Annotated in this window: 21 protein-coding genes; 7 read left to right on the top strand and 14 right to left on the bottom strand. The window is 38.7% G+C overall.

The genetic code is table 11. From position 1 onward, the window contains the following. Window positions 1-5: 5 nt before the first annotated feature. The 7 genes from murD to mraZ are packed head-to-tail and all read right to left on the bottom strand — an operon-like array spanning window position 6 to window position 8,038. Window positions 6-1,379, bottom strand: a complete 1,374-nt coding sequence (gene murD / locus ACSZOX_RS20065; protein ID WP_437921981.1) for a UDP-N-acetylmuramoyl-L-alanine--D-glutamate ligase — start codon at window positions 1,377-1,379, stop codon at window positions 6-8. 1 nt (window position 1,380) lies between these two features. Beyond that, window positions 1,381-2,625, bottom strand: a complete 1,245-nt coding sequence (mraY, locus tag ACSZOX_RS20060; protein WP_437921980.1) for a phospho-N-acetylmuramoyl-pentapeptide-transferase — start codon at window positions 2,623-2,625, stop codon at window positions 1,381-1,383. 9 nt (window positions 2,626-2,634) lie between these two features. Continuing rightward, window positions 2,635-4,089, bottom strand: coding sequence for a UDP-N-acetylmuramoyl-L-alanyl-D-glutamate--2,6-diaminopimelate ligase (locus ACSZOX_RS20055; RefSeq protein WP_437921978.1), 1,455 nt, complete (start codon window positions 4,087-4,089; stop codon window positions 2,635-2,637). A gap of 8 nt (window positions 4,090-4,097) precedes the next feature. Further along, window positions 4,098-6,218: a penicillin-binding protein gene (locus ACSZOX_RS20050; protein ID WP_437921977.1), complete on the bottom strand. Its 2,121-nt coding sequence runs from the start codon at window positions 6,216-6,218 to the stop codon at window positions 4,098-4,100. Between the two features lie 18 nt (window positions 6,219-6,236). Then, window positions 6,237-6,644 (bottom strand): FtsL-like putative cell division protein, encoded by a 408-nt coding sequence (locus ACSZOX_RS20045; RefSeq protein WP_437921976.1) that lies wholly within the window; start codon window positions 6,642-6,644, stop codon window positions 6,237-6,239. 13 nt (window positions 6,645-6,657) lie between these two features. Continuing rightward, the gene (gene rsmH / locus ACSZOX_RS20040) at window positions 6,658-7,572 is read right to left on the bottom strand and encodes a 16S rRNA (cytosine(1402)-N(4))-methyltransferase RsmH (RefSeq protein WP_437921975.1); all 915 of its coding nucleotides are present in this window, start codon (window positions 7,570-7,572) and stop codon (window positions 6,658-6,660) included. Beyond that, entirely contained in the window at window positions 7,565-8,038 is a 474-nt protein-coding gene (gene mraZ / locus ACSZOX_RS20035) for a division/cell wall cluster transcriptional repressor MraZ (protein WP_437921974.1), read from the bottom strand. The genes rsmH and mraZ overlap by 8 nt, the downstream gene beginning before the upstream one ends. Before the next feature lie 387 nt (window positions 8,039-8,425). Here mraZ and aspS point away from each other — a divergent pair, with 387 nt between their 5' ends. Next, window positions 8,426-10,177 (top strand): aspartate--tRNA ligase, encoded by a 1,752-nt coding sequence (gene aspS / locus ACSZOX_RS20030; protein WP_437921973.1) that lies wholly within the window; start codon window positions 8,426-8,428, stop codon window positions 10,175-10,177. A 427-nt stretch (window positions 10,178-10,604) separates the two neighbouring features. Continuing rightward, the gene (locus tag ACSZOX_RS20025) at window positions 10,605-11,993 is read left to right on the top strand and encodes an LUD domain-containing protein (protein WP_437921972.1); all 1,389 of its coding nucleotides are present in this window, start codon (window positions 10,605-10,607) and stop codon (window positions 11,991-11,993) included. Window positions 11,994-12,065: 72 nt separating this feature from the next. On the opposite strand, the gene priA is transcribed toward ACSZOX_RS20025, so the two are convergent. After that, window positions 12,066-14,546: a replication restart helicase PriA gene (gene priA / locus ACSZOX_RS20020; RefSeq protein WP_437921971.1), complete on the bottom strand. Its 2,481-nt coding sequence runs from the start codon at window positions 14,544-14,546 to the stop codon at window positions 12,066-12,068. Window positions 14,547-14,680: 134 nt separating this feature from the next. After that, entirely contained in the window at window positions 14,681-15,070 is a 390-nt protein-coding gene (locus ACSZOX_RS20015; RefSeq protein WP_437921970.1) for a DUF423 domain-containing protein, read from the bottom strand. A 196-nt stretch (window positions 15,071-15,266) separates the two neighbouring features. Here ACSZOX_RS20015 and ACSZOX_RS20010 point away from each other — a divergent pair, with 196 nt between their 5' ends. The 5 genes from ACSZOX_RS20010 (at window position 15,267) to ACSZOX_RS19990 (ending at window position 21,932) form a co-directional block, all read left to right on the top strand. Further along, entirely contained in the window at window positions 15,267-17,888 is a 2,622-nt protein-coding gene (locus ACSZOX_RS20010; RefSeq protein WP_437921969.1) for a hypothetical protein, read from the top strand. A gap of 105 nt (window positions 17,889-17,993) precedes the next feature. Beyond that, window positions 17,994-19,004, top strand: coding sequence for a DHH family phosphoesterase (locus ACSZOX_RS20005; RefSeq protein WP_437921968.1), 1,011 nt, complete (start codon window positions 17,994-17,996; stop codon window positions 19,002-19,004). A gap of 21 nt (window positions 19,005-19,025) precedes the next feature. Continuing rightward, complete coding sequence (locus ACSZOX_RS20000) at window positions 19,026-20,000, top strand: FKBP-type peptidyl-prolyl cis-trans isomerase (RefSeq protein WP_437921967.1); 975 nt, start codon at window positions 19,026-19,028, stop codon at window positions 19,998-20,000. A gap of 117 nt (window positions 20,001-20,117) precedes the next feature. Further along, entirely contained in the window at window positions 20,118-20,900 is a 783-nt protein-coding gene (locus ACSZOX_RS19995) for a TatD family hydrolase (RefSeq protein ID WP_437921966.1), read from the top strand. A gap of 9 nt (window positions 20,901-20,909) precedes the next feature. Further along, a complete protein-coding gene (locus tag ACSZOX_RS19990) occupies window positions 20,910-21,932 on the top strand; it encodes an asparaginase (protein ID WP_437921965.1) in 1,023 nt (340 codons plus the stop codon). An 88-nt stretch (window positions 21,933-22,020) separates the two neighbouring features. Here ACSZOX_RS19990 and ACSZOX_RS19985 read toward each other — a convergent pair whose 3' ends face one another. From ACSZOX_RS19985 to ACSZOX_RS19965, 5 genes are all read right to left on the bottom strand, one after another. Beyond that, entirely contained in the window at window positions 22,021-22,773 is a 753-nt protein-coding gene (locus ACSZOX_RS19985) for a YoaK family protein (protein WP_437921964.1), read from the bottom strand. Then, window positions 22,757-23,251, bottom strand: coding sequence for a hypothetical protein (locus ACSZOX_RS19980; protein WP_437921963.1), 495 nt, complete (start codon window positions 23,249-23,251; stop codon window positions 22,757-22,759). Before ACSZOX_RS19980 ends, ACSZOX_RS19985 begins: the two co-directional genes overlap by 17 nt. Beyond that, window positions 23,244-23,765: a hypothetical protein gene (locus tag ACSZOX_RS19975; protein WP_437921962.1), complete on the bottom strand. Its 522-nt coding sequence runs from the start codon at window positions 23,763-23,765 to the stop codon at window positions 23,244-23,246. Before ACSZOX_RS19975 ends, ACSZOX_RS19980 begins: the two co-directional genes overlap by 8 nt. A 224-nt stretch (window positions 23,766-23,989) precedes the next feature. Further along, window positions 23,990-25,342: a HAMP domain-containing sensor histidine kinase gene (locus tag ACSZOX_RS19970; protein WP_437921961.1), complete on the bottom strand. Its 1,353-nt coding sequence runs from the start codon at window positions 25,340-25,342 to the stop codon at window positions 23,990-23,992. Next, window positions 25,343-26,050, bottom strand: coding sequence for a response regulator transcription factor (locus ACSZOX_RS19965; RefSeq protein WP_437921960.1), 708 nt, complete (start codon window positions 26,048-26,050; stop codon window positions 25,343-25,345). Between the last annotated feature and the right edge of the window lie 235 nt (window positions 26,051-26,285).

Here is a 26,285-nt window from a genome sequence, read left to right as displayed (position 1 = left end):
TTTTACTACAAAGCCATTACCGCTTCTTTAAATTTATCGCCACGTTCTTCATAGTTTTTAAACCAATCAAAACTCGCGCATGCAGGAGAAAGAAGCACCGTATCCCCTTTTTTTGATAAGTGTGAAGCCATTTCAACCGCTTCCTGCATAGATGAACTATTAACAATCACGTCGGTATCATCTTCAAATGACTCATGAATACGAACAGTATCTTTTCCGATGCAAACTATTGCTTTCACCTTTGCCTTTATCAAATCACGAAGCATTTCATAGTCATTTCCTTTGTCAACTCCTCCCATAATCAGTATGATATCAGGAGAGAAGCTCTCCAAAGCATACCAAACAGAATTGACATTTGTTGCCTTGGAATCATTTATATAGTTCACACCACCTATACAGGCAACATGCTCTAAACGATGTTCTATATTCACATAAGAACCCATACTCTCTTTCATCGTCTGATTACGTAACTCCTGTGCTTTTGCAATAAGCCCTGAAGCCATATTGTTATACACATTGTGTTTTCCCTGTAATGATAGTTCTTCAATATTCATTTCGAAAGTTTCTTTATTTGGTACATTTATTACAATAGTATTCTCTTGATCAACATAAGCTCCTTGCGAAACTTCTTGCTGAATTGAAAAAGGCAAATGCAATGCAGAAGTAGGATACAATGCAAGTGCTTTATTCGTTTCTTCATCATCTAAACAATAGATGAAATAATCATCTTCCGTTTGATTTCTAATCATCCTGAATTTAGAGGCGACATAATTTTCCATTCGATAATCATATCGATCCAAATGATCTGCTGTTATATTAAGAATAACAGCAACATCCGCGCGGAAATGATACATGTCATCCAACATAAAGCTGGAAATCTCTAATACATACACATCATATTGCGCTCGCGCCACCTGAAGAGCGAAGCTTTTTCCAATATTTCCCGCCAAGCCAACGTTGACTCCACCATTCTTTAGCATATAATAAGTCAACATCGTCGTGGTTGACTTCCCATTAGATCCTGTAATACAAAACAACTTTGCATCTGTATACTGTGCTGCGAATTCGATCTCAGAGATTACAGGAATACCCGCTGCTTTTAACGTTTTTATAAGTGGGGCTCCTTCGGGAATACCTGGACTTTTCACCACTAGGTTTGCTTTCAAAATCTTTGACTCACTGTGAATCCCCTCCTCAAAAAGAAGTTGCTCATCCCGTAAAGTAGATTTGTAATTTTCAGCAATTACACCTCGATCAGAAACAAATACATCAAAACCTTTATCTTTAGCTAAAATCGCGGCACCAACACCGCTTTCGCCTGCACCTAGCACAACCAAAAATCCAGATTGCGGATAGTATGTATGAGCAATATTAGCCATGCTATCTTGTTTTTAATGTTACAATAGTCAAAATTGCTAAGATGATAGATACAATAAAAAATCGCATTACAATCTTAGATTCATGATATCCTTTCTTCTGATAATGGTGATGTAACGGTGACATAAGAAATATACGCCGCCCTTCTCCATATTTCTTCTTGGTGTATTTAAAGTAAGATACCTGCATAATAACGGAAACATTTTCCAACAGAAAAACACCACATAGTACAGGGATTAATAGTTCTTTTCGAATTAAAATAGCAAACGCAGCTATAATACCACCAATAGCCAAACTTCCTGTATCCCCCATAAAAACCTGCGCAGGATAAGCATTGTACCAAAGAAAACCAGTACACGCTCCAACAAAAGCTCCTGCGAAAATTACGAGTTCACCAGAATTTGGGATGTACATAATATTCAGATAGTCTGAGAAAATAACGTTTCCGGAAACATACGCCAGAATAGCTAACGTTATACCTATGATCGCTGAAGTCCCTGTTGCCAAACCATCAATACCATCGGTAATATTAGCACCATTTGAAACAGCAGTTACAATAAAAACGACGACAATAAGAAATACAATAAAAGTTGCAAGACTGCTATTCAGTCCAAACATGCTCAACACCTTAGCATAATCAAACTCATTGTTTTTATAGAAAGGAATGTTAGTCTTCGTTGATTTAACATTTTCAGCATAATAACGTTCACCTGTCTGTGTATCGGTCATAATCTGAACAGCATGTGTAGACGTTGGGTTTTTCACCTCTTCTCGGGAAACAATACCTGGATGGAAATACATTGTGATAGCAATCAATGTACCCAATCCAATTTGACCAATTACTTTAAAACGCCCCGCTAAACCTTCTTTATTCTTTTTAAAAACTTTTATATAATCGTCTAAAAAACCAATAGCCCCCATCCAAATTGTCGTCACAATCATAACAATGACGTAGATATTATCTAATTTCGCGAACAATAATGTTGGGATGAGAATACCAGCGATGATGATCAGACCACCCATTGTAGGTGTCCCGGCCTTCTGTTTTTCACCTTCTAGACCTAAATCTCGAATCGTCTCTCCCACCTGCTTATTGTGTAAAGCTCGAATCAGGCGACCTCCATAAACAGTGGTGATAATTAACGACACAATAACAGCCATCGCTGTACGAAAAGAGATGTATTGAAACAATCCTGCACCAGGAATATGCACATGTTCTTGTAACCAGGTAAATAAATAATATAACATCCTATCTTGTTATTGTTCGTTAAAAGTTTCTTCCAATATTTCCTTATCGTCAAAATGATGACGTATACCATTCACTTCTTGATACTTTTCATGCCCCTTCCCAGCAACCAATATAATATCTCCAGGCTGCGCTAGATGACAAGCTGCACGAATGGCCTCTCTCCTCTCAGCGATGGTAAACACATTTTTTCGATCCTTAGCTTCTATCCCTGTTTCCATATCCCGAATAATTGTCATCGGATCCTCCGTTCTCGGGTTGTCCGATGTGATAATGACGCGATCACTCATACGAACGGCAACAGCGGCCATTTCCGGGCGTTTCGTTTTATCGCGATCCCCCCCACATCCTAAGACGGTAATAATTTGTTGACCGGAACTTCGTAAATCACGGATAGTTGTCAATACATTTTCAACAGCATCTGGCGTATGTGCATAATCTACAACACCAGTTACACCTTGACTCGAACGAACAACATCAAAGCGTCCCTCAGCTCCAACTATACTACTCATCGCAGTAAGAACTTTTACAGTCTCCTGCTCCAATAAGATAGCCGCTCCGTATACCGCCAAAAGATTATATGCATTAAAACCTCCAACAAGCTTCACCCACACGTCATGACCATCAATATGCAATAACATACCATCAAAGTGGCTTTCAACAATTTTAGCTTTAAAGTCAGCCATGTTTTTCAAGCCATATGTCTTCTTGTGTGCAATGGTATTTTGTAACATCACGGAACCATTACGATCATCAACGTTAGTCAGCGCAAAAGCGAATCGATCTAAATCATCAAAAAATTTCTTCTTCGCCTTGATATAATTATCAAATGTTTCGTGGAAATCGAGATGATCATGCGTTATATTAGAGAACACTCCACCTGCAAAACGGAGGCCTGCAATACGCTGTTGCACTACGGCATGTGAACTCACCTCCATAAAACAATAATCACATCCATCTTCTACCATGTCATGCAATAAAGCATTCAATGCAATCGGATCAGGAGTTGTGTGCGTTGATGGAATAATCCGATCTCCTACTTTATTTTGCACAGTAGAGATAAGACCTACATGATAGCCAAGATTTTCAAATAAATTAAAGAGCAATGTGGCAATTGTCGTCTTTCCATTTGTTCCCGTCACTCCAACTAACTTTAGTTTCTTTGAAGGATCTCCATAAAAATTCGTTGCCAGAAGACCTAACACATAGGCTGTATCATCTACCAATACATAGGTTATACCCTCTTGCAGTTTCACAGGGAGCTCCTCAACCACCAAAACCTGCCCACCCTGTTCCACAACTTTATCCAAAAACAAATGTCCATCGGTATGAACCCCACGAACAGCAACAAACAAGCTGTCTTCAACAACTTTCCTAGAATCGAAACAAATCGACTGCACGTCAACCTCGAGGCTCCCCTCAAGCTGCTGTACCGGAATAGCATGTAATAGTTCTTTCAGCTTCATATTACTCTTTAATTCAGTGCCAAAACAATTGGCGTACCTCGTTTCAATTTTGTTCCTGCAGTCAGGGATTGCAAAGTAACCTTTCCCCTTCCTGTCACGCGCGTTTTAAAACCCGCATTCTCCATAGCGAAAATGGCATCAGAAAGGCCCATTCCAACCACATCAGGCACAACACCATCCTTAACAGCTACCTCCACAAATGGCACACCTTTAGCTGACGAATCTGTAGACTGTGCTAACGCGTTCCAATTAGAAGCATGAACACCCAAAGCTTCGTAAACTGCATTCGATGCTTCTTTCGAACCTTTTAATGTTAATGGCGTCCGTGTGCCTGCCATATTTACCTTTCTAGTAGCAAACGATCCATGCAATGACAAATCATTTGCATACACCATGTCAGCCAATTCTTTAAACACAGGCCCCGCTATTGCCCCTCCATAATATCCTTTTCTCGGATTCCTGATCACAACGATCATAGAATACTTTGGGTTTTCTGCCGGAAAATATCCTGCAAACGATGATTGGTAACGACGGGCTCCATAACCACGCGCACCGTCATTCATCTGCGCCGTACCTGTCTTTCCCGCTGAAGTATATAGAGGCGATCGCAAACTTTTACCTGTCCCCTCAATCATCACCCCCTCCAACATCTCTTGCGCCTTTTTTATCGCTTGCTTAGATGCAATCTGTTTATTTACTACACGCGCTTCAAATTGCTCTACCGTATTTCCTAGATGCCTAATCTCCTTAACAAATAAGGGAGCAACCATTTTACCGTCATTAGCCACAGCATTATAAAATGTCAACATCTGCAGTGGTGTCAATCTCAATTCGTATCCATACGCCATTTGAACCAAGGACAATTTACTCCAAGTCCTACTATCAGGGTTCTTAACCCATGGCTTCGCCTCTCCTGGAATTTGCAATCCTAAAGGTTGACCCAGCCCAAAATCATGCAACTTTGAGGTATATTTTGCGGGATTAGCTCCATAATGCGCGTTAACCAATTTAGCAACTCCAACATTTGAAGATTCCTCAAAAGCCTCTTTCACCGTCAACACAGACTTTTTCGGCGCATGTGAATCCCGAATCGTATGCGCAGGAACCTTATATGTACCGTTCCCTATATCAACAGTAGTGGAGGTATCAACCAACCCATCATCCAACAAAGCCAGATAACTGGCTAATTTAAATGTCGAACCCGGATCTGCTCCATTTGCAATTGCATAATTATACTTCTCCCTAAAAACACCTTCACTATCTCTCGTAAAATTCGCTATAGCTCGTACTTCTCCGGTTTTCACTTCCATCAGAACCACACACCCGTCATTTGCATCACTCACAATAAGCTGCTTCAACAATGCCCGTTGCGCCATATCCTGCATATTAACATCTAATGTTGAAATAATATCAGAACCATCAACTGGCGCAACCTCCACTTCTCTATTCACCGGCACCCACACACCTCCAGCGATCCGCTGCATCAACTGAGAACCACTCTTCCCATCCATATAGGATCCATACGCGCCTTCCAAACCAACCAACACCGTATCCCCCTTCATGTTCTTATAGCCAATTGTCCGGGCTGCTAAATTTGTAAACGGCAAGATTCTTTTATTTTCACGAACCGTAACCAAGCTTGTTGAGTAACGTTGCTTACCCTCTCTGAAGGTGTGAAGCAAAGGAAATTCTTTTATCTCCTTCAACTCCTGATGCGAAACATTCCTTTTCAACAAAACATAGCGAGCTCTCTTAGCCCGCGCATTCTTTAATAAAGCCAAATACTGCCTTGCAGATTTATCCCCAAAATGCGATGCTAAACGAAACGCCAAAGAGTCCACCTTGGAGTTAAACACATCCGTCGCCTCCGCAGGAATAGACATTGCATCAAACCGCAATTCATACTCAGGAACCGAAGTAGCCAACAAACTCCCATCATTGGAGTAGATATTTCCTCGAGCTGCCTCAACAATCCTCTCCCGTATCGTCAAACTATCTACCATCGCTCGCCACTCCCCACCATCTACATACTGCAAATGCAACAACTTACCAAAGACCAACAACGCACCAAACACCATAAGCCCGAACGCCAGGTATACCCGAATAAGTATAGATTTCCTAATATTCATATGACCATGTGTTATTAACTAATCACGCTTCTTCACCACCTCAATCTTAATCGGCGGCTCCGTACGCTCTTTCAATCCTAAGGTATCTGCACGTTTGGCTATCTCGGTTTGCGTTGTTAATTTCATCAACTCCGCCGACAAAGATTTATAATCCCAACTCAACTCCTTTACATCACGTCCCAATTGATCGATGGATCGAACCGTACGTTCAGCCAAATGTCTATTTGAGATATACAATAAACCTAATAATGCAACAAAAGCAGCAAAGGGAAGATTCCTAGCAACGAGATAACTTGAAAGTCGCTTTGTAGAAAATGCAGAACGCAAGAAGTCTTGCGTTTGTTCCACCTTCTCCTCAACCGACTCACTCATCTCCTCCTGAACCTCCTCGCTTAATTCTTTATTTCTTATCGTATTCTTCGACATAAACAAAAAAAAATTAATCGACCCTTTCAGCAACACGTAGCTTCGCGCTACGCGATCTATTATTTATAACCAATTCATCCGAACTAGCTGTAATAGCCTTACGACTAATCACTTTAAAGGGCTTGATTTCATTCCCAAAAAAGTCTTTTTCCACTTCACCCCTAAACTTCCCCTTCTGCATAAAACTCTTCACCAACCGATCTTCCAAAGAATGATAAGACATAACCACCAATCTACCCCCGGGTTTCAAAACAGAAGTCGTCTGCTCCAAAAAAGTCTGCAAAACCTCCAACTCCTGATTCACCTCAATACGCAAAGCCTGAAAAACCTGCGCATGATATTTATGCTCTTTCCCTTTCGGAACCAACCTCTTAATAACCTCCTTCAACCTCACGACAGTATCAATACTTCCACTCAAACGAGCTGTAACTATAGTCTTTGCTAAAGAACGGGCATTTTGTATCTCACCATACATCCCAAAAATCCGATGCAAATCTTCCTCAGCATAGTTATTAAGGATAGATCGAGCATCAACTTCTGAAACACGATCCATACGCATATCAAGATCAGCATCATATCGAATGGAAAAACCACGCTCCGGAGAATCAAATTGATGCGAAGAAACACCCAAATCCCCCAAAATCCCATCGACATACTTCACACCTAGCAAACGCAGGTTATTCTTCAGAAATCTAAAATTCTGATGAACCAGCGTGAACCGAGGATCATCTATTGCATTATTAACGGCATCTGGATCCTGATCAAAAGCAATCAAACGACCATTGGGACCCAACTTCTTCAATAGCTCACGAGAATGCCCTCCTCCCCCAAAAGTCACATCAACATACACACCATCCGCCTTAATCGCCAGAGCATCCATACACTCTTGCAACATCACAGGAACATGATAAGTTTCAGGATTAGCCATCCAAACCTCCTCCCAAATCAAAATCACCCATCACCTGCTCCGCAAGATCTGAAAAATCCTCTCCTGACAACATCTCCATCTGTTCTTCATATTTAGCCTTCGACCAAACCTCTATCTTTTCCAAATTACAAGCTAACACTAAATCCGTTCCAACCTCAGCATACTCCAACAAACTCTTTGGCAATAAAACACGCCCCGCCGAATCCAACATCAACTCCGTAGCTCCACTCATAAATTTTCTAACAAACTCCCTGTTTTTAGTCTGGAATTGATTTAATCTAGAAAGCTGTTTCAAAATTCTGTCCCATTCCGATCGGGTATAAATAACCAAATTTCTTTCGAAACCACGGTTCACGACAAGCCCCTCGCGCTCCACATCAGGCAATTGCCTCTTGAGCGCTGCAGGAACCACCATTCTACCTTTGGTATCCAACTTACATTCGTATTCTCCGATCAAATAATTCATTATAGCCTATAAGCCTAATCAAAATTTAATGTAAAAGTATACACTTTCCCCCACTTTCCCCCACAATATAACACAAAAAAGTTTTCCACACCTAGAAAAGTAAAAAAAAACAGAAAAAACCTCACATCAAAAACAATATAAAACAATAAAAATCAATCGATTAAAAGACAAAACAATAAACTAACAGTTCCCAAATGCTCTTACGATGCACCACCCCTTATTCAGTAACAAGCAGTTCGCGTTTCTTTATTTTTAACATGCTTTCACCTCCTCTACTACACTTTCACCTAAAAAGTGGGAGAAAGTGGAAGAGAAACTTTCTTTATTGTCCATAAAATCCGATATTTTTGCTTTTTTAAATTTTCTAATTTTAATTTTCAGTGAGTAATGTACAGAAGTCATAATTGCGGCGAGCTACGCATAAACGATATTAATAAAGAGATCACACTGGCAGGATGGGTCCAAAAGTCGCGTGATAAAGGATTCATGGTATGGGTCGATCTACGTGATCGTTACGGAATCACCCAATTAATATTCGATGAATCTCGCTCTGATGCTGCCCTTATGCAATTGGCAAAATCACTAGGTCGCGAATTTGTTATTCAAGTAAAAGGTACCGTCATCGAACGAGAATCAAAAAACACCGTAATCCCGACAGGTGACATTGAAGTTCTAGTAAAAGAATTGACGATCCTCAATACATCTATTGTCCCTCCTTTTACAATCGAGGACGACACTGATGGAGGTGAAGATATCCGTATGAAATATCGCTACTTGGATATCCGAAGAAATCCTGTCAGAAACAGTTTACTATTTCGTCACAAGGTAACGCAGGAGGTGCGAAACTACCTTTCAAATCTTGATTTCTGTGAAGTCGAAACACCATATCTTATTAAATCAACACCTGAAGGGGCTCGCGATTTTGTTGTACCATCACGCATGAATCCGGGACAATTCTACGCATTACCTCAATCCCCTCAAACTTTTAAACAATTGCTCATGGTGGCGGGGATGGATCGGTACTTTCAAATTGTAAAATGCTTCCGCGACGAAGACTTACGAGCTGACCGACAACCCGAGTTCACACAAATTGACTGTGAAATGTCCTTTATTGACCAAGAGGATATTTTGGATGTATTTGAAGGACTCACTAGGCATTTACTCAAAAAAATACATCAAATCGAGATTGACAAATTTCCCCGTATGACATTCGAAGAAGCTATGCGCAAATACGGGAATGACAAACCGGATATCCGCTTTGGGATGGAGTTCGGAGAACTAAATAATGTTGCTCAACATAAAGAATTTTCGGTATTCAATAGTGCAGAGCTTGTTGTTGGTATAGCGGTTCCCAATGCAGCGGCATATACCAGAAAACAAATTGATGAACTCATCGAATGGGTAAAACGCCCCCAAGTAGGTGCATCAGGCATGGTTTATTGCAAATGTGAAGAAGACGGTTCGTATAAGTCTTCCGTTGATAAATTCTATGATCAAGACGATCTTGCAAATTGGGCACAAATCACAGGAGCTCAAAAAGGCGACTTAATCCTCATTTTATCCGGTCCTGCAAATAAAACTCGCGCACAATTGAGCGCTCTTCGTATGGAATTAGGAAACCGTCTTGGTTTACGAAAACCACATGAATTTGCACCGCTATGGGTTGTCGATTTCCCTTTATTAGAATGGGATGAAGAAACAGAGCGTTACCACGCTATGCATCACCCTTTTACATCCCCTAAGCCAGAGGATATACATTTACTAGACAGCGAACCCGGAAACGTCCGTGCCAATGCGTACGATTTAGTATTAAATGGCAACGAAATTGGAGGTGGATCTATTCGTATACACGACAAAGAGACTCAAGCACTCATGTTCAGACACCTTGGCTTCACTGCTGAAGAAGCACAAGAACAATTTGGTTTCTTAATGAATGCATTCCAATATGGAGCTCCCCCACACGGCGGATTAGCTTTTGGCTTAGACAGATTAACAGCAATTTTGGGTGGACAAGAAACTATCCGGGATTTCATTGCCTTCCCAAAAAATAATGCGGGAAGAGATGTTATGATCGACGCTCCATCCATTATAGCGACGACCCAACTTGATGAATTGAGTATAGCTTTGAACGTAAAATAAATTTACGCAGAAGCTGCAGACGAAACACATAGAAGTCATTTTACTAAGCAGTAAAATGACTTCTTTCATTTATCACAAAATTCTTTGTTAATATTCTTTTAATACGTTAACTCATTTCATCTTGCCCTATAAATAGTTTTATAGTTCATTTTGGAGACTTTTACATTACCTCTCCTATTCGCTAAAATACAAGTGAAACATTTGGTAGAAAAGGGAGTATAACCACAAGTCCAATCAGAATCAATTTTTTACAGATTCCAACAAACTTTCAAACAAGATACGTAGAATTTGAGAAAACATTTAAAGGAGATGAACAATTAATAAATGTGAAGGTCATATTTTCAAAAAATAAACCTAAGAAAAATAAATTATCCCCTATCGTAGAAAAAAATTGGAAGTATTTAATCAAAAAGAGTAGTTTTACCGTATGGCGCAAAAATTGGCAGAAAAATTCAGAGAGGAAAGTGCGGTTAATTCATTTGACCAACAGCATCGCGACATTATCAATTCCAGCATTGAAAAATATCAGCTAGCCTTTAAAAAGGCTAAAAGCAAATTTTTTAATCTGGAGAACTCCAAGAGGAAGGCACATCTCATCAAATGGAAGACGCTCGAGAATTTGGATCGATATTTATTAGATTTCGAAATGAACTTTACACGTCGTGGAGGCAAAGTGATATGGGCTAATGATATCGAAGAAGCACATGTAGAGATTGAAAAAATCGTTGATGCCCTGCAAGTCAAAACTGTTACGACAACAAAGTCGTCCACTATTGACGAAATTCAATTAAATCGACTTTTTCAAAAGAAAGGGATAGAAAACACTCAAATAGACTTAGGACAGCTAATTCTTGAACTGGCAGGACAAAAATCTCCTCATTTTACCAACCCAACAATTCAACTCAGTCTCGAAGAAATCACCAAGCTATTTCACGAGAAATTTGGCACGCCCGCCGAAGCTAGTCCAGAAGTTTTAATCGAGTTCTCGAGAGATCTTCTTCTTAACAAATCCCAAGCAGCGGAGATGTGCATTACAGGTGCTGATTTTCTTATTGCTGACACCGGCAGCATTGCCCTCAGTGAAAATGAAGGTAATGCTTATCGCATGACCAGTATCGCAAAAGTACATGTAGCCGTCGTAGGGATAGAACAAATTATACCAAATATAAACGATTTAGATTTATTCTGGCCTCTTCTAGCCTCTCACGAAACAGGGCAAAATCTCACAGTATATAATAATATATTGAACGGCCCTCGTAAAAATACAGAGCCAGATGGATTGGAAGATACTATTGTTATATTACTTGACAATGGCAGAACAAACCTTCTCGCCGACAAAGACCAACGACAGGGGCTTTACTGTATGCGATGTGGAGCATGCTTAAACACCTGCCCTGTTTATCAAAATATTGGAGGTCAAGCATATCATACCGATTATCAGGGCCCAATAGGTGCTGTTACCGCGCCCTACAAGCGAGGCTTTAAAGAATACATACACCTAAGTTTTGCTTCCCCACTTTGCGGTAGCGCCACCGAAATTTGTCCTATGGGTATAGATCTTCGAAAAATGACACTTCTCAACCGAAAAAGCGCCGTAGACAAAAACTTGATTTCAGCAAGAGAAAAGCGCATATGGAAACGCTTCAACTTCGTATTTCAACGACGCAGTATACTTGATTTGTTCGGAGGAAAATTGAAGAATTTTCTTCTTCGGTATTTTTTTGGTAAAGCATGGGGAAAACATCGTGAAATGCCAAAAGTTGCAGACAAATCATTCTCCAAACAATGGAAAGAACAAGAGAAAAATAGATCATAAAAACGAGTACCTAGAGATTTTCCGGTTTTTGTTCATCTCTAGGTTTACGCCCCTTTTCTCGAAACATCCTTACTAATAAGGATCGACATCAATAGAAATTCTAATTCCTTTGTTTACTTTATCAATTTCAAATTGCGTGATGGAGTGGTGAATCAATTCTTTCACCTTCGCAATACTCACATTGCTGCGCTCTATCTTTAAGGTAACGGTTTGAATAAAGTGATTCCGAATACGAGCAATCAATGGTGGCTCTGGCCCCAACACCCTGCTCCCCAATTGCGACCTTAGTAAAGAAGCTAAACGAATCGCTCCGTCATACACGACCTGCATATCCGTATGCTTTATATTAATTTCTATCAGCCTATAAAATGGTGGATATTGATAATTTTTCCGTTCTTTAACTTCAGTCATAAACATTCCTTCGTAATCATGTTGAAGAACCTGTTCCAAGACTCGATGATTGGGCGTATGGGTCTGTATGATAACCTTCCCCTCTTTCTCTCTCCTACCTGCACGCCCAGCGACCTGCGAAAATAATGAAAAGGCACGTTCATAGGCTCGAAAATCAGGAAAATTGATCATTGCATCTGCGTTAATTATACCAATAAGGCTTACTCGGCCAAAATCCAAACCTTTTGCAACCATCTGTGTCCCGATAAGAATGTCATATTCATAATCATCAAAGGCCGTAATAATTTTATCAAAGCCAAATTTACCTTTTGTAGAATCAAGGTCGAGGCGTCCGATACGGGCTTGGGGAAGTATAATCTCTAACTCTTCTTCAATACGTTCCGTACCGAAGCCCTTACTTTCAATATGAGGCATCCCACAAGCTGGGCAGACCTGAATTGGAGACTCCATATGACCACAATAATGACAATGCAGATGATTACTGGATTTATGGTATGTTAGACTTACATCACAATTCACACATTTGGCCACCCAACCACAAGTGCTGCACTGTACAAAGGGAGTATGACCTCGTCTATTTTGAAAAAGAATGACTTGCTCCTTACGCTCCATTGCTTCGGTGATTCCCGACAACAGCGCCGCACTGAAGTAAGAATACATTTGCTCCTTGCGCCCCTCTTCAGCAATATTGATTACGCTGATTTCAGGAAGCTTGGAATCCCCAAATCGTTCTTTAATTTCTACAAAACCATATTTTCCAGCTTTGGCGTTATAGTAGCTTTCTATAGAAGGTGTAGCAGACCCAAGCAACACTTTCGCTTTGTGCAAATGAGCCAAATATATAGCTGTATCTCGCGCATGGTATCTTGGTGAAGGATCGTACTGCTTATACGAGCTTTCATGTTCTTCATCAATCACAATTATTCCAAGATCCCTAAATGGCAAAAAAATTGCTGAACGAGCACCTATTACCACTTTGTACTCCCCCTTTAATACTTTATGCCACACTTCGGCACGCTCATTATCATTAAACTTAGAATGGTATACCCCAAGTTTTTCACCAAAATGGAGTTTCAATCGATCAGTAATCTGCGTAGTGAGTGCAATTTCCGGCAATAGATAAAGCGCATTTTTACCCGACTCCATCATTTGTTCGATTAGACGAATGTAAAGCTGTGTTTTCCCAGATGCAGTAACACCATGCAATAATACAACGTCTTTATGCTCGAAAATGGAATTAATTTGCTGAAAAGCATCCTGTTGCCTATCGTTAAGAACAAATGCTGTCGTGATTTCCACCTCTTCGCCTCCTAAGCGCGATACAATTCGTTCATTGGCTTCGAATACACCCTTTTCAATCAATGAGCCCAAAATCCCCGAACTTACACCTGCAGCTTCCATAATATCCTGTCGAGTGATATCAACTTTACTCTTCTTCAATTGCAGAAACGCCAATATCGCATCTTGTTGTTTTGGTGCTTTATTCAAGGAATCCAATAAACCGCGCATACCATCAGCATCTGAAAATTCCGATGCTAAGATCAAAAATGATTTTCTTTTCGGCTTAAATCTGTCTTTTATTTCCTCCGATATTAATATAAAACCATGATCAAATAACGTCTTTAACAAGGGAAATACCGTTTTTTGACCTAATAGTTTGACAATATCATTTACGGTCAGCTCACCTGCCACATCCAGTGCTTCCATGACAAGGTATCCTTTATCGGACAACAACGTACGATCAAGCCCCTCATTGTCTGCTGCCACAATCTTCGTCTCACTAGCCATTTTGAGTGCCGCGGGAAGAGCCGCTTGCATCACTTCACCTAAGTAACACATATAATATTCCGAAATCCACTCCCACAGTGACAACTGCTTTAGATTCAATATAGGTTGATCATCAATCAGATTTAAGATATATTTCGCTTCATAATTTAATGGAGCCTCATGAGAAACCTTATAAATAATAGCCGCATAGATTTTGTTTCTACCAAACTGCACAATCACCCGCTTTCCAACTCCAATTTGATCATTCCATTCTACGGGTACACGATACGTATAGGTCTTTGCAATATAAAGGGGCAACACTACCTCAACAAATAAGGTCTGTCTATCCCGATGAAATAAAGAGGTTTCCGACATATCTACAAAGGTAAAAAATCCGCCAAAGAGTTAGATGCCCACTGTTAATGGGCTTAAAGATGAAAGATAAGAAGTGAGTAGCAAGACAATATGAAGAATGTCGCTAAATCACTTGACAAACGTGCAGAAAAAAATCAAGAACGATTACGTAAGGCCGCTATGAATAACCCTACCCATCCAATGATGAAGAAAAGTCCCCCTATCGGTGTGATAGGTCCCAATAATCGAAAATCATCTAATCCAATCAACGAGCGAACACTTAATAAATAAAGTGACCCAGAGAACAAGACAATCCCCAAAACAAAACAAAAATATGAAACACGTATCGACGCATTTTTCGCGCGTGAAAACGTAGATAAAAACAATAAAGCCAACGTATGATAAAAATGGTACTGGTTGGCTGTCTTCCACGTCCCTAAATGATAATCACTTATTTTCCCTTCTAATCCATGTGCTCCAAACGCTCCTAATATGACAGCGGTAAGTCCAAAAAAGGATGCTGTCAATATAATTTGTTTATTCATAAAAGAGATTAAATTCCTATAACGTATGTTTTCCGCCTATAAATGTATAAAATTTCATGCAAATAGCGTTTCAATTTTCAGAAAATTAATCGTCGAAGTTTTTTTGCCAGTAACGAAGAAAATGAGACCTATGGAAAAGCATTGCTTATTTACTTTTTATTTTTTTATTTTTGAAGTTGTTATAGGCTAGTGCGCAATGAGAAATACCATCATCCTTACGATTATATTGTTTATCGCCGTTATTGGGGCTTCTGTATATTATTTTTCCGACCTCAATGGAGAAAAAAAAGAAACGCTACGACCGCTGACCTTTCTGCCTCAAGAAACCTTTCTCATCTCCACTTTTCATAATGATGCTACGACTGACAATATTTTCAAGGACTTCGAAATCTTTGAAGCCTTGGTCGGAAAACAAGAGATAAAACAATGGAAAGAACTGAAGCTAAAAATCTTACGAAATGAAATTCTACAACCTTATGTGGAAGGAGTGGAAATTTATGTTTCGCTTCATCCAGAAAAAGATCATTTGGCCACCCTATTCACCATACCTACTACAGAGAAAATAAGTCCAGAAAGTTTAGCTGCAATCCTTTCTGAAGGAAAAAAAAGTTATAATATTCGTCAAAAAGATACTTTAGATACCCGCATATATAGCTTAGACAAAGGCGTAAAAGATTCGGTATTCCACATTATTTATTTTAAAGACATTTTCTTTGCCTCACGTTCAGATAGCCTTCTTTATAAAATAATTGATGGAAAATCGTCTAAAATAGCGAAAGAAGAAATAGATTATTTCGTAGAAAATAACAGCCGCAACTCGCCTTTATCTGTATATTTTTCTCATAAACAGATAAAGCCTATAATCAATCATTTTTTCAGGAGTAAATCCGGTGGTTTTCTACGCCTATTTGAAAACTTAGGAGGAGAATCGGCCTGGAATCTCAATTTCAAAAATGATGCACTCATCCTCAGCGGCGAAAGTAAAACAGCTCGTCAAAAGGAAAATTATCTCGAAATTTTCGCGAAACAGAGTAAGACAACACAAACCCTTTTTAATTTCTTCCCAGAAAACACAGCTTCTTATCTATCTTTTGCGATCAGCAATACAGGACAATTTCAGGAAGAACTCGCACAACTATTCGAGCAAAGGGATGAATTAGAAAAACTACAACAACAGCTTAAAGATATAGAAAACAAGAAAAACCTTTCCATAATGCAGGATATCCGTCCACTTCTGGGAAATGAGTTTTCTGTCGTCGAACAAAGTAATCAAACGATGCTTGCGTTTATTTCTCTCAGTGAAATGGGTAAGAAAAAACAAGGCCTATTATCTTTAGCTACGGCTGTTGGGGATTCGATTTTCCGCTTTGATTATTCGAATATCCCATATGCGTTATTTGGTGACCCCTTAAAAAATTTCGCTCGCCCTTATTTTGTTCGATTACAGGATGTATTGGTTCTTTCTAACAGTGCAAATCTTCTACAAACTTACCTTCATGATTGGAGAAACGAAAACCTATTAATCAATACATTAGGCTTTAAGAATTTTGAAAAAACACAAGGAAATGAAGCAAACATTACTTTTTTTCAACGCACAAAAACGGCATCTACGATACTAAGCAGTTTATTGAAACACGACTTTAGTGTCTCATTTCGTGACAGAGAGCAATATGGTTATCAAGACTTTTATTCTTGGTCAGCACAAATTTCAGGAAATAATGGTAACTTCCTGACAAGTATCTATGGAATCTATAAGAGTAAACATGCATTAGGAGCTACAGCAGATTGGACTTATGATTTCAATAACAGACCTATTACAGCTCCTTGGGTTTTTGAACATTCTGACACCAGTCAATTCATTCTTATTCAAGAACAGGACCATACGGTACACGGGATACACCCATCAGGAACTCAACTATGGTCGTCTGTTTTCCATGGTCGTATTGTAGGCGAGGCGAGGCAACTTTCAGATCGCTCAATTGTACTAGTCACAGATAAAAATCGTCTCTACCGTTTTGCCCCACAAGGAAAAGCTCTTCCTGGGTTTTCATTGGGGCTAGAGCAAGAACCAACCTTTACTCCAACAGTTGCAAAGCTCACGAACGAACAACTTATTTTCATCCCTGCGGGCAGAAATCTACTTGTGTATACACTTGATGGTAAGCCTTCCGAACAATGGAACAACATATCACTGGCTGGGAATATTCTATTTGATGTAAAAGTGCAGCAAAACCATCTATTTATTGGTACGGATAACGGTCATTTTTATCAATTTGATGCAAATGGCACACTCGTGAAGGAATCAAAAATAGATAATAGTCAATTTAGAAACCCAATCACCCTAGGACTTAACAACAAAAATCAAGTTACTGTATATGCAATCGACACAAGCGGTAATTTAATCATGGCTGATTTCCAAAACCCCGCAAGTAAACGAAAGATTGGAGACTGGGATAGCAAGACAATTATTGCATTTGATGACATCGGTCAACAATCTACAGCTAGAATGGTCGCCATTGACCACAAAAAACTTTCTTCCAAGGCATTTCCCACGATTGAAAATCTATACGACTTCACTTTTACACAAGAAGTCTCTAATAGACCACAGTTCTTTAGCGTTGGAGGTGTGGGGAATATGCTGGGCATTGCTTCACGTGAAAGTTCGCTAATTTATCTTTTCGACGAGAAAGGGCTAGTGTATAACGGTTTTCCGATCGAAGCCTTACCCGATTTTTACTACGGAAAAATAGATTATAACAGTGCTAACTATTTGTTGTGTGTACGCCGTGACAAGAAACTATATGCTTTTAAAAATTAATAACATGAAAAGACTTGCTTTCTTAACATTTTTTAAGAAACAGTTGTGATCAAAAAATTTCTTGAACCAACAAAATTATAGTAGGTTTGCATTCTTAGAATATTTATGCTTACAGGACAAAAAAAATTACAGTTACTCTCCGAACCTAAGAACATCGTTATCACCACGCATCATAAACCAGATGGAGATGCCTTAGGCTCTTCACTAGGTTTATTTCACTGGTTGAAGTCGAAAGGTCATCAAGTTGAAATTGTGCTCTCCTCAGACTTTCCATCGTTCTTAGATTGGATGCCTGGAAGGGAAGAAGTAATTATTTATCCTGAATCAAAAGACAAAGCAGCATCACTTCTACAAAATGCGGATATTATCTATTGTTTAGATTATAGTGCATTAAGTAGAACAAATATCCTAGAGCCTCTTATTCGTGAAGCTAAAGGTCAAAAATGGATGATCGATCATCACTTGGATCCAGAAGACTTTGCTGACCTAAGCTATTGGGATCCGAAGGCTGCAGCCACAGCCCAATTAATCTATACTTTTATCAGTGATGTCAATGGAGATGCCGAATCGGTAACCGCAGAAATTGCAACCTGCTTATATGCCGGTATAATGACCGATACAGGCTCGTTTCGCTTTCGTTCAACCACAGCTGCTGTACACCATATCATTGCAGCACTTATTGACGCCGGTGCAAGAAATTGGGAAATCCATGAATACATATACAATAGTTCCACGGAAAACCGTCTTAAATTTATCGGCTACTGTCTATTAAACTGTTTAGAGGTTATTCCTGAATACAATACCGCACTTTTTGCAATTACAAAAGAAGACTTAGCAAAATTTCACGTCACAACAGGCGATACAGAAGGCTTAGTAAACTATGCATTATCGGTGAAAGGTGTACGATTAGCTGCTTTATTTATTGACAGAACCGAATTAATTAAACTATCTTTGCGGTCGATTGGAGAAATACCATGCAACGAAATTTGTAAAAAATACTTTAACGGAGGAGGACATCAGAATGCATCTGGGGGGAGTTCAAGTGAAGAACTAAGCCAAGTTGTTAACAAGTTCAAATCCATTTTACCAGAATATCAAGAAATATTAACAAAATAACTTAGTGATTATATCAGAAAAATGAAAAAATCAATTTTATTCCTTTCGGCAGCTGTCACGTTATTAGCGATTGCAGCTTGTCAAAACTTTAAAAAAGGTGAGGGTGGTCTTGAATATAACATCGTCAAAGATGCCGGAGCAGATAAAGCTAAAGCAGGTGACTTGCTTTCTGTAGACATGATTGTAAAATCAGATCGTAAAGATTCATTGCTACAGAGCACATACGACATCGGATTGCCGCAAATTGTTAACATTGCTCCAGATTCTATCCCAGGTCTATATGCCGGCGACTACAATTCAATGTTTAAATTCTTAGGAGAAGGTGATAGTGCTGTATTTCGTTTAAATCTAGATACAATGGCAGCGAAAACAGGTCAACCAAAACCAGAATTTGCAGACAAATATGTAACATTCACCATTAAAGTTAGAAAACATTTCAAAAAAGGTAGTTTAACTGATTCTGCTCTTTACGCACAAATCGACAGCTACTTCAAAGGTGAAATCGAAGGTTTGAAAAAAGCAGAAGAAGGCAAATTAGCTGGTTACATCGCTGATAAAAAATTAGAGCCTAAGAAAACAGCTTCTGGCCTACAGTATGTAGTTGCATCTGAAGGTAAAGGTAATAAACCAGCTGTCGGAGATACTGTTGTTGTTAATTATACAGGTACATTGGTATCTGGAAAAGTATTTGATACAAATAATGTTGACGAAGCAAAAAAGAGCAATTCATTTAATCCAATGCGTAAATATGAGCCTATCCGTTTCCGTGTAGGACATGATCCAGTTATTCAAGGTTGGACAGAAGGTTTACAGCTATTAACTAAAGGAAGTAAAGCAACACTACTTGTTCCTTCTAATTTAGGATATGGAGAACGTGGTGGTGGCGCAATTCCTCCATACGCACCTTTAGTGTTTGAAGTAGAATTGGTGGATGTAATCCCTGGCCCTGCAGCAACTCCTGCACTTCCAGTTGACTCTACTGCAACAAAAAAATAAGAAAATTATAAATTTCACAAGAAAAACGCAAGATTATTAATAGTCTTGCGTTTTTTTATGTTGTATTAGGTCGTTTACTACGAAAACCCTAAATTTAGCCCCATTATCAACATTATTATGTCTACTAAGTCCTATATACTTACAGATACCCATACGCATATTTATTACCACGTCAACAATTCTACTCTGGAGGAGCAGATGCTGCGATGTCTTGATAAGGGGATCGAGCGGTTGTTTCTTCCCAATGTGGATGTAGCATCTGTAACCCCTGTAATGGATACAGTTAAAGCCTACCCGAAAAATTGCTTTCCAATGTTGGGTTTACACCCTTGTTCTGTAAAAGAAAACTATCGGGAAGAATTAAAATCTTTAGAACAAGCCCTTGCTATTCATAAAGTATATGCAATAGGAGAAATTGGGCTAGATCTTTACTGGGATAAAAGTACGCTGGAATGGCAGAAAGAGGCCTTCAGAATACAGGTGAATTGGGCAAAATCAATGGGACTTCCTATAGACATACATTGCCGCGAAGCATTCAATGAACTATTCGAACTACTCGAAGAATTGAAAGATGATAAGCTTTTCGGCATTTTGCATTGTTTCACAGGAACGATAGATCAAGCAGAAAAAGCTATCGATTTAGGTTTCACACTAGGTATAGGCGGAGTGGTAACATTCAAAAAAGCAGGACTTGACGCCGTTGTTAAAGAGATCGATCTTCAACATATTGTATTAGAAACTGATGCTCCATACCTTGCCCCTAGCCCATTCCGAGGTAAAGAAAATGAAAGCAGTTATTTGCACTACATAGCAGAAAAGGTAGCGGATTTACATCAAATCGATATCGCAGAAGTTGCTCGTATCACGACAACCAATTCAAAACGAATTTTTGGCATTTAAGCATTAACCATGCAGAATATATTTATCATTTACACAGGAGGCACTATTGGGATGGTGAAAGATCCTGAAACAGGAACTTTCGTACCATTTGATTTCGAACTGATTGCTAGAAATCTTCCAGACTTGGCACGTTTAAATTATAAACTGACAGTACATTCCTTTACACCTATCATAGATTCATCCAATATGAAACCCTCTATCTGGGTAGAGATGGCACAAATCATTAAAGATAACTATGAGCATTACGATGGGTTTGTGATCTTACATGGCTCCGATACCATGTCATTTTCAGCCTCAATTTTAAGTTTTATGCTAGAGGGGCTACAAAAACCCGTTGTTCTATCAGGTTCCCAGCTACCTATAGGAGAAATTAGAACTGATGCACGCGAAAATATGATGACAGCTTTAGAAATAGCATCAGCAAAAGAAAACGGGAAATCAATTATTCAGGAAGTTTGTATTCTATTTGACAACAAGCTGTTCCGTGGAAATAGGTCTTTCAAGTACAATTCTGCAAAATTCGAAGCTTTCCGTTCACCAAACTATCCCGTACTCGCTGAAGCCGGCATCCACATAAATTATAACCGAGAAGCGTTACTAGACAATACGGATAAAGAATTTATTATGCATACCGAACTCGATAATAGAGTTGGTGTCCTAAAATTATTCCCGGGAATAAGCCCCGAAACTATTCGTGCAATCTTAAATGCCGATGTTCGAAGTATCGTCATGGAAACTTTTGGTTCGGGTAACACGATGACCGATGAATGGTTCTTGGAACTTATAGCTGAAGCCGTAAATAGTGGTAAAAATATTCTCGACATTTCTCAATGTAAGGTAGGATCTGTCGAATTAGGCCGTTACGAAACATCCCAAGGTTTGAAAGCAATAGGCGTTTTAAATGGTTATGATATGACCTTTGAAGCCGCTGTTACAAAATTAATGTATTTACAAGGCCAGTTAGAAAAACAAGAGGATGTCGCATACTGGATTGAAAAAGACATTCGCGGTGAGTTGACAGTGAATGACTAATCATTTACAGATCAAACGCAATTATGCTCGGTGACTACGTCACCGAGCATAATACACAAAATTACGGCTTTATATGAGAGCCTACTTTTTAAACTGTACAAACATCTCGTTGTCTACGTTTTTCAAATAAATGCTTTACGCGAGTTAATTTGTAAAAATCGTATAATGCAATAACAAGCAAAATAGCACAGGCTAAATAGAACGTGCCATTCGCTAAATAAAGATACCCTACTCCTCCAAATATTCCTCCCAGCACATAAGATCCCATAATGGTTAATAGAAGGTGAAACTTATCTACAAGTGCCTGATTCTGTCGATTTTCTTTTTTGCTAAACATGGAAACCAAGATCGCCAAGTCTGTTGTTAACCCTGTAAGGTGAGTTGTTTTTACGACCGAATTAGATATACTTGCCGTTAAACCATTCTGTAGTCCCATCGCAAACAACAAGGCTGCCACTAAAAACTCCGTCTCCTGGAGAGAATTCCCGTAAAAAAAATCCAAATACAACCCAACAAATAGAATACTCAAAAATTCTAAAATAACAGGAATAGCATGTGAAATGTATTGACTCCATCGACCTCGCCCTTGAATAATCACAAAATTAGACAAAAAGCTTCCCATGAAGAAGAGCAATATCCAAAACAAGACTACCGCTCCTTGATACCAATTGCCTTTACTTAACTCCTGTGCAAACACCGCATAGTATCCCGTTATATTTGATGTAAATGCAAAAAACACCGTTACCGATGCCACATTCACCATACCTGCAGAGAAGGCAGTTAATGCCCCTAATTTTATGTTGTCGCCTTGCGTTCTATGATTACTATATTTTCTTAGCATATTGATCCGTCTGCTCCTTTCGTTCTAAAACTATTTCCATAATACCTTTAACCTGCAAATCAAAATTGAGATGTAACACCAATTTTTCATCACTCAACTGTTGAATTTGGAAACTTTCAATTTGTTTACCGTTTTTCCGCAATTCCAACACATGTCCCCTTCCCTTAATAAGCCACTCTATATCTGTCTCGTGATTGGGATCAGCGGTTAATAACGCGCGATTTCTATTAAAACGCCATATTCCGTGATCCAACTCCCGGAAGTCACGTAATATTTCTTGGCGCAACCCCTCCTGTAAATAGAAATGATCCGTTAATTCCGCAGAGGCATTATCCTTTTCCAAACGCCATCCTGTTTCTACCCATTCTCCTTGGATAAGGCGTTCAGGACTCTCATGATACATAACCACCAAACTACTTCCTATCAACAATAGGGCAATAAAAATGTAGTTGATCTTTATTAAAATATCTCTATTCATAACTAACCCTCCAATCCTTTCTAAAAAAAATACTATCCATGCTATCAATACTTTCAGCAGTCTCGCCATCACATCGCAACGGAATTACTTTTATTCCGGTCTGCACAGCATTTTTTTTGAGAAGCATCGTTATATCAAAACAGGCGCGCACGGAAGCATGGAAGCGATAATCTTCTGGTAATACGACATGTGTGATTCTGTTGCCCTTAAAAAAATTCTGTAAATACCTCGTATTTTTAGAAATTACCAGATCAGCGTACATCTCGACAACTTTAGTTTTAAAACTTGCTTTAATCATTTCACAACCTTTTATAAAATCATCACTTTCTAATTTTGATAAATGATCGTCTTTTGTAAACCCTAATAATCCAGTAATAGAATCACCTATATCATATCCACAAGCCAAGACTATTTCCACCTTATTATTATCGTCTTTTTCTAAAAAATCAAGAACAATACGAAGCGATTTAACAGTAAAATCTGTGGGTACTAGGATACGTGCTATTTCCGACATAATCTATTTTCTAAAGTCTTTTCAACCAAAAGGCTATTTCCATGGCCTTCACGATAAGCACATAAAACATGCCCTCGCAAAAGTTATTCAAAGCTACGGCACGAACATAGCAATGACATGAGACCAACATTAGTTTTCCGTTAGACTTTTAAGAAAGAAATTAAAATGAGATTAAAAAAAGCAGAAGAATTAAAATACAATGAGAATCATAGAAAATTTACAATCTACTTCATACGAATAGTGGGTAATTCTATACGTACGGTAGTGCCTTTTCCAAGTGTCGAGGATACGGTAAGCTCTCCATCGTGCATTTTAATGATGTTACGGGCCAAGGGCAAGCCTATACCATATCCGGAAAAGTTAGCCGTATTGGATGCTCGAAAATAAGGATCGTAAATATGTGATAATTCGTGTTCAGGAATACCTATCCCCTCATCTCGGACAAGTAATAATACACCTTTATCAAATGCACCTAAAGCAACGTAAGCCGTATTGTTTTCCGAATACTTGCAAGCGTTAGACACAATATTTGAAATCGCTAGCTGCAATAATGGAGCCGAACCGTTCACATTCAATTTCATGCTATCATCAGGTAGCATACTGAAGTCCGTCTTAATATGAAAACGTTCATTTATTGCTTTTACGGTCATCTCAGCGTCCATAACGATCTGATCTATGCGTACTGGACGAAAGTTTACATTATTATTTTCAAATCCAGTTCGAGCTAAAAGCAACAAAGCACTTGTTTTCTTCTCCAAATTTTCAGCTGCATCAATAATTTTCTGAATGGATTGTTTATAATCATCAACACTACGCTCCTTTGAAAGCGCGAGATCTGCTATTCCAATAATCGATGTTAATGGGGTGTTCAATTCATGAGAAGCATTACTTATAAAATTCTTTTGCGTTTCAAAAGAGGTTTCTATACGATTTAACATACGGTTAAATGTTTCTGCCAATTTGTTCAAAACCCCTTTATCCTTTCCCACAGTTAATCGCAGATATAGATTTTCCGATCCAATTTTCTCCACGTCGCCAATGAGTTCATTTATAGGCTTTATAAAAGATTTCTTAACTAAAAGCGAGATTACTACAACAAAAAGTAACCCTAACAACAACGCTACAAATAACAAATTACGTAAGTAATTGAGATGGTGGGTATAAAAATAATTTTCAGCAGAAACACCTACGATATAACTTTTTCCCTTAAAAGGATAAAACTTTGTAGAATAAAAAGTATTACCAATCTTAAAACTACTTGTCCCTTGCTTATTAACCTCTTCCCAAAGATCTTGATTAAACCCACTATTATGTAAAATATGGCCATTCTTGTCAAATTCAACTACAAATTCGCGTTGATTATTTAATTCTTCTAGATAAGTTAGAGACCATTCCGTACGTTGACTTTTACCATTAAACATTTTCTCTGCCGCCAAATCTCTTCTAAGATCTAATCTCTTATTGAAATCAGAGAAAGCAAAATTTGTAATAGAGTACAAAATAAAAGCCACGAAAGAAATCGTATAAACGACCAAAATCGTAATCAGGGCATATAATAACTTATTATAACTGCGCATTTAGTCTTCCATTTTTAAGACATATCCCATACCTATAACAGTATGTATCGCCTTTAGCGGCGTAACTTTTTCTATTTTTTTACGAAGATAATTAACATACACATCCACAACATTTGATCCTATATCAAAATTTATCCCCCAAACCTTGTCCAATAGCTCGCTTCGTTCAAAAACCTTCTGGGGAGCTTGAATAAACAAGAGCAGCAAACGATACTCTGTAGATGTCAGATTCAACTCTTGACCATTGGCATAAGCAACTTTTTTATAATCATCAATTTCTAAAAATTTATAGCTAAACTTTCTCTTCTCTGTCGCTTGTACCTGTCTCGCTATTTCTTGCTTTCGCCGAATCAATGTCCTCACCCGTGCCTTAAGCTCTATCAGTTTAAATGGCTTCGACAAATAATCATCGGCACCACTATCTAATCCAAGTACCACATTTTCAGGACTACCCAAGGCGGTAACCATTAGAATAGGCAAATCGGTATACCCTAAAGAACGAAAGTTCTTACAGATATCTAAACCATTTACTTCTGGCAACAAAACATCTAAAATAGCGAGATCTATAGCATTACTTTGAAGCTTATATAATGCATCGTCATATTTCGTTGCATGTAAAACGACATAGCCGTCTTCCTCCAATCCTTGAATGATAACCTCAGCGACATTTTTCTCGTCTTCTACCAAAAGTATTTGTCGTCCATCCATATATAATTTCGTCTTTCTTATTTTTAGCCTTGCTTACTACTAAAGTATATATTTTTAAGGACATCTGGATGCGATAGCTAAAGTGTGATCACTAGTTTTATCTCAACTGCTCAGAGTCCTCTTTCCTTTCACCTCACACAAGGTTGCAAATCTTGTCTTATGCCAAGTCTATCTTCTATAATTAATGGTAAAATTGTGTAAAGAAATAGATAGACACACTACAATAAATAAAAAA

Origin of the sequence: Sphingobacterium sp. LRF_L2, from assembly GCF_965644235.1 — a bacterium.
Classification (GTDB): Bacteria; Bacteroidota; Bacteroidia; order Sphingobacteriales; family Sphingobacteriaceae; genus Sphingobacterium.
This window is presented reverse-complemented; position numbering and strand designations above follow the sequence as displayed.

Excerpts from the sequence above, each read along its gene's own strand:
- ACSZOX_RS19965 (WP_437921960.1), bottom strand. The coding sequence starts at position 26,050 with ATGGATGGACGACAAATACTTTTGGTAGAAGACGAGAAAAATGTCGCT.
- ACSZOX_RS20015 (WP_437921970.1), bottom strand. The coding sequence starts at position 15,070 with ATGAATAAACAAATTATATTGACAGCATCCTTTTTTGGACTTACCGCT.
- mraZ (WP_437921974.1), bottom strand. The coding sequence starts at position 8,038 with ATGAATTATTTGATCGGAGAATACGAATGTAAGTTGGATACCAAAGGT.
- ACSZOX_RS20055 (WP_437921978.1), bottom strand. The coding sequence starts at position 4,089 with ATGAAGCTGAAAGAACTATTACATGCTATTCCGGTACAGCAGCTTGAG.
- ACSZOX_RS20000 (WP_437921967.1), top strand. The coding sequence starts at position 19,026 with ATGAAAAAATCAATTTTATTCCTTTCGGCAGCTGTCACGTTATTAGCG.
- ACSZOX_RS19990 (WP_437921965.1), top strand. The coding sequence starts at position 20,910 with ATGCAGAATATATTTATCATTTACACAGGAGGCACTATTGGGATGGTG.
- ACSZOX_RS19975 (WP_437921962.1), bottom strand. The coding sequence starts at position 23,765 with ATGTCGGAAATAGCACGTATCCTAGTACCCACAGATTTTACTGTTAAA.
- ACSZOX_RS19980 (WP_437921963.1), bottom strand. The coding sequence starts at position 23,251 with ATGAATAGAGATATTTTAATAAAGATCAACTACATTTTTATTGCCCTA.
- priA (WP_437921971.1), bottom strand. The coding sequence starts at position 14,546 with ATGTCGGAAACCTCTTTATTTCATCGGGATAGACAGACCTTATTTGTT.
- ACSZOX_RS19985 (WP_437921964.1), bottom strand. The coding sequence starts at position 22,773 with ATGCTAAGAAAATATAGTAATCATAGAACGCAAGGCGACAACATAAAA.
- ACSZOX_RS20010 (WP_437921969.1), top strand. The coding sequence starts at position 15,267 with ATGAGAAATACCATCATCCTTACGATTATATTGTTTATCGCCGTTATT.
- aspS (WP_437921973.1), top strand. The coding sequence starts at position 8,426 with ATGTACAGAAGTCATAATTGCGGCGAGCTACGCATAAACGATATTAAT.
- ACSZOX_RS20045 (WP_437921976.1), bottom strand. The coding sequence starts at position 6,644 with ATGTCGAAGAATACGATAAGAAATAAAGAATTAAGCGAGGAGGTTCAG.
- ACSZOX_RS19995 (WP_437921966.1), top strand. The coding sequence starts at position 20,118 with ATGTCTACTAAGTCCTATATACTTACAGATACCCATACGCATATTTAT.
- mraY (WP_437921980.1), bottom strand. The coding sequence starts at position 2,625 with ATGTTATATTATTTATTTACCTGGTTACAAGAACATGTGCATATTCCT.
- rsmH (WP_437921975.1), bottom strand. The coding sequence starts at position 7,572 with ATGGCTAATCCTGAAACTTATCATGTTCCTGTGATGTTGCAAGAGTGT.
- murD (WP_437921981.1), bottom strand. The coding sequence starts at position 1,379 with ATGGCTAATATTGCTCATACATACTATCCGCAATCTGGATTTTTGGTT.
- ACSZOX_RS19970 (WP_437921961.1), bottom strand. The coding sequence starts at position 25,342 with ATGCGCAGTTATAATAAGTTATTATATGCCCTGATTACGATTTTGGTC.
- ACSZOX_RS20050 (WP_437921977.1), bottom strand. The coding sequence starts at position 6,218 with ATGAATATTAGGAAATCTATACTTATTCGGGTATACCTGGCGTTCGGG.
- ACSZOX_RS20005 (WP_437921968.1), top strand. The coding sequence starts at position 17,994 with ATGCTTACAGGACAAAAAAAATTACAGTTACTCTCCGAACCTAAGAAC.
- ACSZOX_RS20025 (WP_437921972.1), top strand. The coding sequence starts at position 10,605 with ATGGCGCAAAAATTGGCAGAAAAATTCAGAGAGGAAAGTGCGGTTAAT.